The sequence below is a fragment of the Brevibacillus sp. B_LB10_24 genome, assembly GCF_046036945.1.
Taxonomy (GTDB): domain Bacteria; phylum Bacillota; class Bacilli; order Brevibacillales; family Brevibacillaceae; genus Brevibacillus_C.
Genome location: NZ_JBJQOQ010000060.1, coordinates 1 through 13,526, shown reverse-complemented (window position 1 = coordinate 13,526; position 13,526 = coordinate 1). Strand labels below are relative to the sequence as shown.

Sequence of the window (13,526 nt, the reverse complement as noted above, 5' to 3'; positions counted from 1 at the left end):
ACAAGACCACCAAGCAATTTGTGGATTGGTGCGTCCAGCAGTCGGTGTCGGACGTTCATCTGGGCGATGTCGAAGGCGTGCAGCGAAATACACGTAAGAAAAAACGCATGAATCGCAAGCAGGCGCAGAAGCTGTCGAATTGGTCCACGGGCAAGGTAAAGCAGTATTTGACTTATAAACTGGAACGAGAGGGGATCGTACTCCATCTCGTAGATGAATCGTATACGAGTCAGACATGTCCTGTCTGCGGGAAGCGGAACAAAACCGCTTCCAGGAATTATCGCTGTAGGTGCGGGTACAGCGAGCATCGGGATCTGCACGGAGCCAGGAATATCCTTAGCCAAGTATTATATGGCGAATTCCTGCATTTTGATGTAGAAAGCAAGAGAAAGTATCTACGGATTGCATAGGCAAGAAGTAGTAGATGGGCTGTTCCGCCCCCGATGTCTCAAAGAGACATTGGTTGCTTACTAAGACAACTTCACAGATACCCCGTACTTGGATATGGAGTAGATCGGGCAAATCCCTATCTACAAAAGGTACATGAAGTTGCCCATGGTAAGAAACCCCGACTTCAACTCGCGTTAGCGAGTAAGTCGGGGAGGTTCACCCAAGCCCGCTTGAAGATAGATCTACATTCATATTTGTATGGGAGGAAAAGAGAATGAACCGTAAAATCATCGTTTTTGACACAACCTTGCGCGATGGCGAGCAGGTGCCGGGAGCCAAGCTGAATTTGCACCAAAAATTGGAGATCGCTCAGCAGTTGAAGCGGCTTCGGGTAGATATTATTGAAGCAGGTTTCCCCGCCTCGTCCGCGGGAGATTTTCAAGCTGTACAGGAGATCGCCCGCAGCGTAGGCGACAGCGTGACGATCACGGCGCTGGCCAGAGCGGTGAAAAGCGATATCGACGCCGTCTATGAAAGCATCAAAGACGCCGCGGACCCGCTCATTCACATTGTGCTTGGCACTTCCAACATCCACGTGGAGAAGAAGTTCAGCCGCTCCAAGGATGACGTGCTGCAAATGGGCGTCGATGCGGTCAGGTACGCCAAGACTTTGCTGCCGCAGGTGCAGTACTCCACAGAGGATGCATCGCGGTCAGATTTTGAATACCTCTGGAAGACGATCGAAGCTGTGGTCAAAGCGGGCGCGACCATGATCAACGTGCCGGATACCGTGGGCTTTGCAGTGCCGGAAGAGTACGGCGAGCTGATACGGCGGCTCAACGAGCGGTTGAAAAACCTGAATCCCGATGTGATCCTCAGCGTTCACTGCCATAACGACCTCGGTATGGCAACGGCCAATACACTGGCCGCGGTCAAAAACGGCGCGGATAAAATCGAAGTCACTATCAATGGACTCGGGGAGCGGGCCGGCAACGCCTCGCTGGAAGAAGTGGTGATGGCGCTCAAGGTGCGGGAGAGCTACTACCAATGCCACACCGGCGTCAATACGAAAGAACTGCTCAAAACCTCCATGCTCGTCAGCCACTTGACGGGACTGGATGTGCAGGTGAACAAGGCGATCACCGGAGAGAACGCCTTCGCCCACTCTTCCGGCATCCACCAGGACGGCCTTTTGAAAGACAGGCAGGTCTATGAAATCATGTCCCCTGAAGATGTAGGCGCGGAGAGCATGGAGTTGATCTTGACCGCCCGTTCCGGCCGTCATGCCTTTAAAAACGCCGTAGAGAAGCTGGGCTTTGACACGAGCGACGCTGCCGACTTCGAGGTGTTGTTTGAAAAATTCCTCGCATTGGCCGACGCGAAAAAAGAAGTGTACGACCACGATGTGTTTTACCTGGTGACCAATCACCGCACGATTAAAGCCGGCAACAGCCGTCTCTACGAACTGCTCTCCTTCCAGGTGGTCAGCAATGATCTGTATCCGACGGCAACCGTCAAATTGAAACAGGGCGACGAGACGAAGAAGGGCAGCGCCGTCGGGGAAGGGCCGATTGAAGCCTTGTACAGCGCCATCAAGGATTTGGTAGGTCTGGATGTGCACCTCAAGGACTACAAGATCAACAGCTTGTCGAGAGGAAAAGATGCCATCGGCCGGGTGAATATCCGCATCGAGTATCAGGGCAAGATTTACACGGGACGCGCGATGGACACGGACATTATCAAAGCCAGCGCACTCGCCTTCCTGAACGGTGTGAATGCGGTTCTCCTGGATTTGGTCGCCGTTTGATGGTGCGGCCTGTCTCTAGAGGGACTTTCCCAAGCGGAAGTCCTTCTTTTCATGTCCATATGCAATTTTGTCAACTAGAGGTGTGACGATATTGTGTTTTCATTTTGTTGAACCAATAATCGAAAACGCATATATTTGTGCCATGCAGGATTCATCCTATTGATATCAGAACATCAAAAGGGGGTTTTAAGCATGGCGGAACATGCGCAAATGAAAGCGGATTCTTCCGTTCGTGTCGGCATCCAGAAATTTGGCCGCTTCCTCAGCGGTATGGTCATGCCGAATATCGGAGCCTTTATTGCCTGGGGGTTGATTACCGCATTATTTATCCCGACAGGCTGGAGACCAAATGAACATCTGGGCCAATTGGTCAGCCCGATGATTACGTACTTGCTGCCGCTGTTGATTGGTTATACAGGCGGTAAGCTGGTTCACGATACGCGAGGCGGCGTCGTCGGGGCTATCGCTACGATGGGGGTGATTGTCGGAGCCGATATCCCGATGTTCCTGGGAGCCATGTTGATGGGGCCGCTTGGAGGCTGGATCATCAAAAAGTTTGACCAGGCGATCGAAGGCAAGATCCGCTCTGGCTTCGAGATGCTCGTCAACAACTTCTCGGCCGGGATTATCGGCGGTCTGCTGACCCTGCTCGCCTTCGTCGCGATCGGTCCGATTGTGGAAGCGCTGAGCAAAGTGCTGGCGGCCGGCGTTCAGGTTATCGTCAATGCAGGCTTGCTGCCGCTTGCCAGCATCTTTATCGAGCCGGCGAAAGTCCTGTTCTTGAACAACGCAATTAACCACGGCATTTTGAGTCCGCTGGGTGTGGAACAAGCGGCCAATGCGGGCAAATCGATCTTCTTCATGCTGGAATCCAACCCTGGTCCTGGTCTGGGGGTTCTGCTCGCTTACGCGTTGGTCGGCCGGGGAGCAGCAAAACAATCGGCTTCGGGTGCGATAGCCATCCACTTCCTCGGCGGGATCCACGAGATCTACTTCCCGTACATCTTGATGAATCCGCGCCTGCTCCTGGCAGTCATTGCAGGCGGAATGACCGGGGTATTTACCTTCACCCTGTTGGGGGCGGGCCTGGTGGCGCCTCCGTCGCCGGGCAGCATCTTCGCGCTGATCGCAATGGCTCCAAAAGGCGGCCTTCTGCCGGTATTGGCGGGCGTGCTGACAGCTGCAGTCGTTTCCTTCCTGATCGCGACCTTGTTGTTAAAAACATCCAAACAAGACGTGGAAGAAGGCGATCTGGAGCAGGCGACGGCCAAAATGAAAGAACTCAAAGGGAACAAAGGCGCGGAAGCACCTGCTGCGGCTGCGGCTCCGGACAAACCGGCAAAGCCCGTAAACAAAGTGGTCTTTGCCTGTGATGCCGGAATGGGTTCGAGCGCGATGGGCGCCTCTACCTTACGGAAAAAATTCAAAGATGCCGGATTGGATATCACGGTTACCAATACGGCCATCAATGAAATTCCCGACGATGCCGACATCGTGGTTACCCATAAAAATTTAACAGAGCGCGCAAAGCAGAAGATTCCTCACGCCGAGCACATCTCGATTGAGAACTTTCTGGGCAGCCCGGAGTATGATCGGCTGGTGGAGCGCCTAAAATAAGGAAACCCTACGCTAGTTTGTGACAGACTAGCGTATACTCTTTCTGTCGGAAGGGGTCATGACCATGCGTTTCTCCTCAAGACAAAAGATGATTCTGGCAAAGCTGCTGGAAGCGCCGCATGAAATCACCATCCGGGAGATTGCCGAAGAGATCGACGTGAGCACGCGGACCGTCCATCGAGAGCTGGATGAGCTGACCCAGGCGCTTGCAAGCTATCGCCTCGACCTGGTCAAAAAGATCGGGATCGGGGTGCAGCTGGAGGGGGCGCCGGAGGATAAGGAGAGGCTGCGCGAGGATCTCTTTCGCACGACAGCGGAGGACTTTACGCCGAACGAACGAAAAATCGTCATTTTATGCAGCCTGCTGGAAGCCGCCGAGCCAATCAAGCTGGTCTCGCTCGCTTATGACCTGAAGGTGACGACAGCCACGGTGAGCCACGATCTGGATGAGCTGGAAGAGAAGATCGGGCAATACGGGATGCGCTTGGTCAGAAGAAGGGGATACGGCATTGAACTGCAGGGCAGCGAGACGGCAAAAAGACTGGCCATCACCAGCCTGATCTCGGAAAATCTCAACGAGTACGAACTGGTTGCAGCGATCAAGGATACGATCCAGCAGAAGAAACAGCATCGGATCAACTCCGTTTCGGAACGGGTGCTCGGCCTCATCGAAAAAGAAAAATTGATTGTCGTCGAAAACGCATTGCGCGATCTGGAGGGCGAATTGCCCTATCCCCTGGCAGACAGTGCCTTCATCGGGCTGGTGATTCACCTCGCGCTAGCGATCGAGCGGGTGGAGAAGGGAGAAAACATCCACTTTCACGAAGAACACCTGCACCAGCTCTCCGGAACACAAGAGTACCAGGCGGCGGAAAAAATGTTGGCCCGTCTGGAAGGCATGCTGCAGATGGAGATTCCCAAGGAGGAGATTGGCTATATCGCCATGCACCTGCGCGGCGCCAAGGTGAGGAATTCCTACCAGGATACCTATTTGTCCGACAACGTAGAGCTGATGGCAAAGATCAAGCGGCTGATCGAGCTCTGCGAGGAAAAGCTGGGCGTGCGGCTGGAACACGACCAATCGTTGGCCCAAGGCCTCTTGACCCATATGGAGCCGGCGATTTTTCGGATGAGGCAGGGCATGCGGATCAGAAACCCGCTGCTCGATCAAATCAAGGAAGATTACGCCAATCTGTTTGACATATTGCGGGATGCCGTCCGGCAGGTATTTCAAGACCTCGATGTCCCGGAGGAAGAAATTGGCTATCTAGTCATGCATTTTGGCGCTGCTCTGGAGCGGATGAACCGGCAGACGGCCCGGTTCCGGGCCCTCATCGTCTGTTCAAGCGGGATCGGCTCGTCGAAAATACTGGCCAGCCGGATCAAAAAAGAAATCCCGGAGATCGAGGGCTTGCGCAACGTCTCCTTGTTCGATCTGGGCAGCATTCCCAAAAGCGAATACGATCTGATCATTTCCACGATCCGGCTTTCCGGCATCGCCAATGACTACGTCCTGGTCAATCCATTGCTTAACAAGGAAGACATTCAAAAAATCAGGGGTTATCTGGCAGGCCTGAGCAGGCAGCCGCCGCCGGCCGGACGCGTCGCAGCCGCCCGGTCGGAACACGCCGTCAGCCAATTGCACTCGCTCAAAGCCAGCCTCGACCATGTGCTCGGCGTGTTGGAGCGATTTTGCTTCCAAAAGATCCCCCGCGCCTTTGATGATGTAGAGACCGCCGTAGAAGAGATTTGCAGGCAGCTCGGGCAAATCGGAGCGATTGCGGATTGGCAGAAGGTCAGCAAGCAGCTGCTGGAGAGGGAAAAGCTGGGCGGTCTGGGGATTCCAGGAACGCAGCTCGCTTTGTTTCACAGCCGCAGCGAGCATATCCGGGAGGCTTTTTTTGGCGTATTTGAGCTTCCAGGCAGCGTTCCCGTTCGCTCCATGGAAAATCATCTGATCGAAGTCAAGACAATCCTGATCCTGCTCGGGCCAAAGAAGCTGGACAAGGAAGGCCTGGAGGTATTGAGCGAGATCAGTTCGCTCTTCATCGAGGAAGAAGCGGTACGCCTGTTCAGCTCCGGTCAATCAAAAGCGATGCATGACTATTTGGCCAAAAAATTGCAAGGCCATCTGCAACAAAAGATAAGAGTGGAGGAATGAAGTATGGCACAAAACATCATTTCGTCAGACAAAATCATGCTGAACGCCTCAGTGGAAAACAAGGGAGAAGCAATCCGGCTGGCGGGAAAACTGCTGGTCGAAAAAGGCCATGTGACAGCGGAATATATAGAGAAAATGCTGGAACGCGAAGAGATGCTGACCACCTATTTGGGTAACGGCGTAGCGATTCCCCACGGCACCAACGACTCGAAGCAATGGATCAAAACGACCGGGATTTCGATCGTACAGGTGCCTTCCGGCGTTGACTTTGGAGACGGAAATATCGCCTACGTGATCATCGGGATTGCCGGGCGCGGCGATGAACATCTGGAGATTCTGTCCAAGCTCGCCGAGGTCTGCATGGAGGAAGAAAACATCAAAGCGATGGTGCAGGCCACGACGCCCGAGCAGATCATCGAAATCCTCGAAAAGGGGGAGTAACGGTGCTGGCGATTCAGTACGGAGCAGGAAACATCGGCCGGGGATTTATTGGACAACTGCTGCACCAGGCAGGTTACGAGCTTTGTTTTATCGATGTGAACGACGACATCGTCAATGAGATCAACCGGAGGCAGGAGTACACCATCCAGTTGGCAGAAGAGGGAGAAAAGACCACAGCTGTCACCGGGGTGCGGGCGATAAACGGCAAGGATGCGGAAGCGGCGGCGAAAGCCATCGCCCAGGCCGATCTGCTCACGACCGCTGTCGGCCCGAATATCCTGCGCCATATCGCTCCGGTGATCGCCAAGGGGATTTCCCTGCGGATCAAGGAAGGGCGGGGTCCTTTCAATATCATCGCCTGCGAAAACATGATTGGCGGGAGCACGAAGCTGAAAGCGCACGTCTGGGAATCGCTCACTGAAGAGGAGCGGGCGGCAGCGGAAGAGTTGGTCGGATTTCCCGACGCCGCCGTCGACAGGATTGTGCCGATCCAGCAGCACGACGACAAGCTCTTCGTCATCGTCGAGCCGTTTTACGAGTGGGTCGTCAACCAAACGCAGATCAAGGGGCCGGTCCCGGCGATTAACGGTATCACCTATGTCGACGACCTGACCCCGTATATCGAGAGAAAACTCTTTACTGTGAACACGGGGCATGCGATGATCGCTTATCTCGGGTATGTACTCGGCTATGAAACGATCGATCAGGCGATCCGCGATGAGTATATCTCCCAGACGGCACGGGAGGCATTGGCGGAAACAGGAGCGATGCTGGTCAAAAAGCACGGCTTTGATCCAGAAGAGCATGTACGCTACATCCAAAAAATCCTCGACCGCTTTGAAAATCCGCGGATATCGGATGCCGTAACCCGCGTGGGACGGTCTCCGCTCCGTAAGCTCTCCCCGGATGACCGGCTGGTGAGTCCGGCGAGACAGGCGTTGGCGTACCAGTTCCAACCTACTCATCTGGCAGCGGGAATCGCCGCCGCCCTGTATTTTGACTATCCGGAGGATCAAGAGGCACAGGAGCTTGCGGCCAGCATTCGCGACAGAGGGCTTGAGCAGACGATTACTCAATATACCGGCATTGAACAAGACTCCCCCTTGTTTGAATGGATCATGTCAAGCGCAGATACATTGCATCGAATGAAGGCTAAAAATGCATGAGGATTAAGTTTGTCTTCCTAGTAGCAAGCGATCTGTTTTCAACTTCGAGTAGGGCAGTCCATATCAGGAAATGCTATAACCATCAACCGTACATCTGAAAGATGGAGGAATCTTCATGGAATGGTTTGAACGGTTAAACGAGTATTTTCCTGAGCACGAAATGAAGGATCCGCGCCAAATCCAGGCGTTGCTTGACGACAAGGATGTCTATCACAAGGAAGAAACAGACGAATACATCATGCTGTACGCGGAGTTTCCAACGTTTATTTTCATCGACTACCTGTTGATCAACCCCGAAACGAGGGGACAAGGGATCGGCACCAAGGTCCTCAACCGGATGAAACAAAAAGGCAAGGCGATCCTGCTCGAAGTGGAGCCGATCGATCGGGAAGATGAAGACACGGTGAAGAGAGTGAATTTTTACCGGAAAAACGGCTTTAAGAAAGCCGATCGGATTCAGTACCGGCGCGAAGGCGACAGCGGCGAGACGTACGAAATGAAGATTTATTACTGGAGCCCGGATGCCGATTTGCCGCAAGAGTCGGTGCTGGAGAAGATGGCTAAGGCCTGTGAAGAGATCCATAATTTCCGCTCCAAGCGATACTACGGCCGGGTAGTCGCCGATCCGGATGAAGTGTTGGAATTGAGCCAGTAAGATGGTTGGCAACGATTGAGCAGTCTTCGGCAGATCATAAAAAGAGCTGTCCCCAAACCGGATTGTCGGTTTTTGGGGCAGTTTTTGATTTTTACAGATCATAACTTTGCGGCAAGGGATTGGTCAGATAATTGGCGATGGCCTCGAAGCAAGTATTGCGATAAAATTCGTGAAGCTCCTCATGGTTCCTCATCAACCACTGAATCAGACATCCGTCGATCATCGCCCGTATGGTGCTCATCTAATCCGTACCGGCTCCAGCCAAGGCTCCAGCCTTTTCAACCGATAGCCCCGCTCCTTCAAAAAGCCGACAATCTCCGGCAGCAGGCCGGCCGTCTCAGGCAAGTCGTGCAGCAAGATGACCACAGGGGTGTGGGATGCCGCTTTTTCCCGATTGATTACGCTTTTGATGACGTGCTCGACGAACCGGGCATCGCGATATTTCCAATCCAGACTGTCCACGTTCCAATCCCACAACTGATAACCGGCACGCCTCACCGCTGCCAGATAAGAAGGCTTCATGTGCGGAATGCTTCCGTAAGGGGTGCGGACGAGTACAGCTGCCTTTCCGGTGACCCGCCGCAATGTCCGGCGGGTTTTGTTCAGCTCTCGGAGAATGGACCGCTCAGAGGCGTAGAATTGATGCTCCCGATGGGTGACGCCGTGCAGCCCTGCCGCATGTCCGTCGCGGATGATGCGGCGGGCTGTGTCCCGAAAGCGGCGAATCTGCGGCTCCAACATGAAAAAAGTAGCTTCCGCCTGGTGGCGAGCCAGTGTATCGAGGATGAGTTCAGTCGCTTCGTTCGGCCCGTCGTCGAAAGTGAGGTAGGCGATTCTTTTCCCTTCAAGCATAGACACCCTCCCCTCAAACAGCACTCCGTATCTCACCTTCATATATAAGCGAAAAAAGGCTGTCTTTCCAAGGGACGGATGCGGTAGAACAATCTCCACGCCGCAACATATGAATGTAGTGATCATCGGAAGAGGAGGGGGGAAAATGGATAAGGGTGTTTCCATCATCACGGTGACAAAACGACCGGCGTACATCAAAAATATCTTTCTCAATTACAATCGGCAGCTTTGGGAAAAGAAGGAGCTGATCATCATCGTTCACAACGATCACGCACCGGTCGAGTTGTATAGAAAAGTTGCGAAAAGACTGCCTGGCGTATCCGTACACCAAATGCCGAAGGAGATGTCGCTGGGCAAGTGCTTGAATTTCGGAGTGGATCAATCGAAGTACGACTACATCGCAAAATTTGACGATGACGATTACTACTCTCCCGCTTACTTGACGGATGCCATGCGGGTATTTGAACGGACGAATGCGGACGTCATCGGCAAGTCTTCCCATTACATCTGGCTGGAGGGAAAGAAGCTGTTGGTGCTTCGCTCTCCAGATGCGGAGAATCAATATGTCGAGATACTCCCTGGCGCTACCTTGGTGATAAAAAAGCATGTCTTCAGCAAGGTCCGTTTCGCTGATCGGACCGTTGGAGAAGACAGCAGATTTTGCCGGGATTGCAAGGCACAAGGGTTAAGCGTATACTCAGCCGGACGGAGTCATTTCATTGCCATCCGCAGGAGGGGCTCCCAGGACCACACCTGGCGGATTAGCGACTCCGCGCTTTTGTCCGGCAACGTCAAGATATTTCCCCGCGTCAAAAACATTTTCAAATTTGTAACGCAGGGCGATGGATGACTCAAACGAAACGACCGTAATCCGGAATGGCGGTCCGATCGAATTCACGGGCCAGCTTATCCAAACCTGCTGCCAGCGATTCACCTGCTGCAGGCAGACCGTGACCTGTTACGGCAACTTCAGGCCTCAGCGCTGCGAGCCGCTTCACCGAATCCCAGGCGGCCGGCCAGTCAGGCGTTAAATACCGCGGCGGTCCACTGATTTCCTCTGTTTGCGCCAAGACCTTGAACAGCGAATCCTGTCTGACTGTGATGAAGGCGTCACCCGCGATCAAGCAGCGGTCTTGCTCCCGAAAAAAAGATACGTGCCCTGGCGTATGGCCGGGGGTGTGAATCCATTTCCAATCGGGCAGCTCCGGTACGCTGCCGTCGGCGGGGAGGGACTGTACATGATCCCCAAGGTCGATCCCTTGATTGGGGTAGATCGGCGCTATTTTCGCCAGCAAGCCGCCTTCGACGCTGCCGTCCGGCTCCGGGTAATCGGCCCGGCCAGTCAGATAAGGCAGTTCCTGTTCATGGGCGTAGACGGGAACGTCCCAATGGCGGACGAGATCAACAAGGGCTCCGACGTGATCGAAGTGTCCATGGGTCAAGATCACGGCTTTGGGACGAGCATCAGAACCGAAGCGCTCCCGAGCGGCCGCGAGTATATCGTCAGCGGATCCCGGCATGCCGGCATCGACCAGCACCCAGTGATCCGGCCTCCCGACGAAGCTGATATTGACGATCTGGATCGGCAGGCAGTAAAGATCGTCAGCCGCTTCCTGTCCAAGTCCGCTCGCGATTGAAGTCATCGGGATAAAAACGTCTTTCATGGTGTCTTCCATCTGTTGATCCGTCAAGGCTGATCCCTCCGCATGAACATTTTCCCTTTATTTTCCCCGACTCTATCTCATTTCATCCGCTTCCGTTTTGTACCTGACATCCTGGATGTCTCACGTTAACGATCCGGATAAAGGCCTGTCGTGTACAGGGTCGTGATGGTCTCGGCGATCTCTTCGACAGAACTGCGGTGTTCGTTTCGAACAATTTCCCACAGGTACATTTCATTGGTAAAAAACCAGCCTCGGGCCACAAGCTCATGGTTGACGTCCGTTCTTGCCAGCCCGTTTTGCTGTGAATAGGCAATGTCCATGGAGATTCGCTGGATAAACTTTTCACGGATCATTTTCCATTTTTCGGAAATCAAAGCAGATACGCCGATCGCCTGTTCAAAGAGCTGCAGCATCTTTCGTTCGGCCTCTGCCATTTTTAAAAAGGCGCTGGTCTGTTTTTGGATGATCTCCTCCGCTTCCGCTTTCGATTTCGGGAAGAAGGAGATCTCGGCTATCTCATAAAATTGCTCCATGACATGTTCCATCAGTACGCTTAAAAGATCCTCTTTGCCTTCAAAGTGAACATAGGCGGTTCCATACCCGACATCGGCTTTTTTGATGATCTGGGAAATCGTCGCTTTTTGAAAACCCTCCTCCAGAAATACTTCCTTTGCGGCTTCCAACAGCTTTTGGCGGGTCACCGCAGAGCGCAAATGCCGCCGATCCTTGATTTTTTCCATACTCACGTCTGCTTCCTCCCGAGTGAATTATCTTCTAGCATATAAGGATTTCAGCGGAAATGAAAGATTTACATTTGGATGAATTGTATGAATAATAATATTGACATCGTGTCATATTTATTGCTATGATGTCCCCAGAATGAAAGATTGACCGCAAAGGGGAGGATTATGATGGCTTCGGATTTCTTCCAACCGACGTTGGATTACGCAGAACAGCTGGATAAAGCGGATACCCTTTCGCGCTTTCGCGCAGAGTTTTATCTAAAGCCGGATTCCATCTATATGGATGGGAATTCTTTAGGGCTGCTTTCGAAAAGAGCGGAACGCACGCTCATGGAAGCTGTAGCCGACTGGAGGGAACACGGCATCGATGGGTGGACCCAAGGGAATCATCCGTGGTTTGCCCTGTCGGAGAGATTGGGTGAACTGTGCGCACCGCTGGTAGGAGCATCTCCTGAAGAAGTAATTGTAACCGGTTCCACGACGGTCAATTTGCATCAGCTTGTCGCTACGTTTTACCAGCCGCAAGGGAAACGAACTAAAATATTGGCAGATGAACTTACGTTTCCGTCTGATATCTATGCCCTGCAAAGTCAGCTTCGCATCCATGGGTACGACCCGGATACCCATCTGATTCGCGTAAAAAGCCGGGACGGCCGATTTTTGGAGGAAGAAGACATCATCGACGCCATGACCGATGAGATCGCTTTGATCATCCTGCCTACCGTTTTGTACCGCAGCGGTCAACTTCTGGACATGCAGCGATTGACGGCGGAAGCCCATCGAAGAGGCATTCTCATCGGATTTGACGGATGCCATTCAGTCGGAGCGATACCGCATTCGCTCAGTGAGTGGGATGTTGATTTTGCCTATTGGTGCAATTACAAATACGTAAACGGCGGGCCTGGCAGTGTCGGCGGCTTATACGTGAATCGCAAACACTTTGGCACGAGCCCCGGATTGGCTGGATGGTTCGGATCCAGAAAAGACAAGCAATTCGACATGGAGCATACGCTGACGCCGGCCGAATCAGCGGGAGCCTATCAAATTGGAACGCCGCACGTACTAAGCCTGGCCCCTTTGATCGGTTCCTTGCAGATGTTTGCAGAAGCCGGCATGGAGCAGATTCGCCAAAAGTCCCTGCACATCAATCGGTACTTGATGAATCTCATTGAACACGAGTTGGCAGACTACGGGCTATTGATCGGAACACCGAGAGAGGATGTACGCCGCGGAGGTCATGTCAGCCTTGAGCATGAAGAAGCTGCGCGCATTTGCAAAGCGCTGAAACAAAACGGCGTGATTCCCGATTTCCGGGCACCCAACGTCATTCGCCTTGCTCCGATCGCACTCTATACTTCCTACACGGAGGTTTGGAAGGTCGTGCAAACCCTTAAAAAAATCATGGCGGAGCAGCAGTACAAACGGTATCCTAATGAACGGGAAGTCGTTTCGTAGACGTACCTTTTCAAGTAAAAAGGAGACGAACATATGGCGCGTAACAACACCGGGTTGGAACATGAAAATGAGCGCAGGAATGGGTTGAAGCGCGATTTGAAGACAAGCCAGCTGACGATGATTGCCATGGGCTGTGCCATTGGGACAGGATTGTTCCTCGGCAGCGGCTTTACGCTTCGACGCGGATGATGTTCTCATTAGCGCAGGGTAATCACGCCCTGCCTTCTTGGGAAAAACCAATCGGAGAGGGGTTTCCGTCAGCGCCCTTGCCGTATCTACGCTGGGGATTTTGATTGCTGCGGGCATCAACGCGGTTCTCCCGGATTCATCCTACGCATTGATGATGGGAATTTCCATGTTTGGCGCGATGTTTACCTGGCTGATGGTGATTATCTCTCATCTGTTTTTCAGAAAAAATGGGTGGAGACGGGCGGGCGCCAACTGCCGGTGAGAATGCTCGGCTTTCCCTATTTAACGATTTTGGGAGCGGTTCTGCTCTTTTGTTTAATGGTTACGACATGATTTGCAGATTTTAACAACTTGCGTCAGAAGTCTCCTTCCTCAGCGAAGCAGGT

General features: G+C 53.0%; 15 protein-coding genes. 11 read left to right on the top strand and 4 right to left on the bottom strand.

Annotation, left to right across the window (positions count from 1 at the left end; genetic code table 11):
• From ACI7RC_RS27275 to ACI7RC_RS27245, 7 genes are all read left to right on the top strand, one after another.
• On the top strand, positions 1 to 410 hold a 410-nt coding region (locus ACI7RC_RS27275; protein ID WP_408111310.1), incomplete at its 5' end, for an RNA-guided endonuclease TnpB family protein.
• 254 nt (positions 411 to 664) lie between these two features.
• Entirely contained in the window at positions 665 to 2,197 is a 1,533-nt protein-coding gene (locus tag ACI7RC_RS27270) for a 2-isopropylmalate synthase (RefSeq protein WP_408111309.1), read from the top strand.
• 192 nt (positions 2,198 to 2,389) lie between these two features.
• Positions 2,390 to 3,814 carry a PTS mannitol transporter subunit IIBC gene (locus ACI7RC_RS27265; RefSeq protein WP_408111308.1) on the top strand — a complete coding sequence of 475 codons (1,425 nt, stop codon included), beginning with the start codon at positions 2,390 to 2,392 and terminating at the stop codon, positions 3,812 to 3,814.
• A gap of 64 nt (positions 3,815 to 3,878) precedes the next feature.
• Complete coding sequence (locus ACI7RC_RS27260) at positions 3,879 to 5,975, top strand: BglG family transcription antiterminator (protein WP_408111307.1); 2,097 nt, start codon at positions 3,879 to 3,881, stop codon at positions 5,973 to 5,975.
• Positions 5,976 to 5,978: 3 nt separating this feature from the next.
• A complete protein-coding gene (locus ACI7RC_RS27255) occupies positions 5,979 to 6,416 on the top strand; it encodes a PTS mannitol transporter subunit IIA (RefSeq protein ID WP_408111306.1) in 438 nt (145 codons plus the stop codon).
• Positions 6,417 to 6,418: 2 nt separating this feature from the next.
• Positions 6,419 to 7,582 (top strand): mannitol-1-phosphate 5-dehydrogenase, encoded by a 1,164-nt coding sequence (locus ACI7RC_RS27250; protein WP_408111305.1) that lies wholly within the window; start codon positions 6,419 to 6,421, stop codon positions 7,580 to 7,582.
• A gap of 115 nt (positions 7,583 to 7,697) precedes the next feature.
• Positions 7,698 to 8,237, top strand: coding sequence for a GNAT family N-acetyltransferase (locus tag ACI7RC_RS27245; protein ID WP_408111304.1), 540 nt, complete (start codon positions 7,698 to 7,700; stop codon positions 8,235 to 8,237).
• A gap of 91 nt (positions 8,238 to 8,328) precedes the next feature.
• Here ACI7RC_RS27245 and ACI7RC_RS27240 read toward each other — a convergent pair whose 3' ends face one another.
• Together ACI7RC_RS27240 and ACI7RC_RS27235 are read right to left on the bottom strand one after the other, a co-directional pair.
• Positions 8,329 to 8,478: a hypothetical protein gene (locus ACI7RC_RS27240; protein WP_408111303.1), complete on the bottom strand. Its 150-nt coding sequence runs from the start codon at positions 8,476 to 8,478 to the stop codon at positions 8,329 to 8,331.
• Entirely contained in the window at positions 8,475 to 9,089 is a 615-nt protein-coding gene (locus ACI7RC_RS27235; RefSeq protein WP_408111302.1) for a polysaccharide deacetylase family protein, read from the bottom strand. Before ACI7RC_RS27235 ends, ACI7RC_RS27240 begins: the two co-directional genes overlap by 4 nt.
• Before the next feature lie 145 nt (positions 9,090 to 9,234).
• Between ACI7RC_RS27235 and ACI7RC_RS27230 the strand changes: the two genes are divergently transcribed.
• Positions 9,235 to 9,939: a glycosyltransferase family 2 protein gene (locus ACI7RC_RS27230; protein WP_408111301.1), complete on the top strand. Its 705-nt coding sequence runs from the start codon at positions 9,235 to 9,237 to the stop codon at positions 9,937 to 9,939.
• Between the two features lies 1 nt (position 9,940).
• Here ACI7RC_RS27230 and ACI7RC_RS27225 read toward each other — a convergent pair whose 3' ends face one another.
• Complete coding sequence (locus ACI7RC_RS27225; protein WP_408111312.1) at positions 9,941 to 10,753, bottom strand: MBL fold metallo-hydrolase; 813 nt, start codon at positions 10,751 to 10,753, stop codon at positions 9,941 to 9,943.
• 125 nt (positions 10,754 to 10,878) lie between these two features.
• On the bottom strand, positions 10,879 to 11,493 hold the full coding sequence (locus tag ACI7RC_RS27220) for a TetR/AcrR family transcriptional regulator (RefSeq protein WP_408111311.1): 615 nt from the start codon (positions 11,491 to 11,493) through the stop codon (positions 10,879 to 10,881).
• 171 nt (positions 11,494 to 11,664) lie between these two features.
• Between ACI7RC_RS27220 and kynU the strand changes: the two genes are divergently transcribed.
• The 3 genes from kynU to ACI7RC_RS27205 are packed head-to-tail and all read left to right on the top strand — an operon-like array spanning position 11,665 to position 13,402.
• The gene (gene kynU / locus ACI7RC_RS27215; protein ID WP_408111300.1) at positions 11,665 to 12,951 is read left to right on the top strand and encodes a kynureninase; all 1,287 of its coding nucleotides are present in this window, start codon (positions 11,665 to 11,667) and stop codon (positions 12,949 to 12,951) included.
• A 33-nt stretch (positions 12,952 to 12,984) separates the two neighbouring features.
• Positions 12,985 to 13,140 carry a hypothetical protein gene (locus ACI7RC_RS27210; protein ID WP_408111299.1) on the top strand — a complete coding sequence of 52 codons (156 nt, stop codon included), beginning with the start codon at positions 12,985 to 12,987 and terminating at the stop codon, positions 13,138 to 13,140.
• Positions 13,141 to 13,177: 37 nt separating this feature from the next.
• Entirely contained in the window at positions 13,178 to 13,402 is a 225-nt protein-coding gene (locus tag ACI7RC_RS27205; protein ID WP_408111298.1) for a hypothetical protein, read from the top strand.
• Positions 13,403 to 13,526 lie beyond the last annotated feature (124 nt).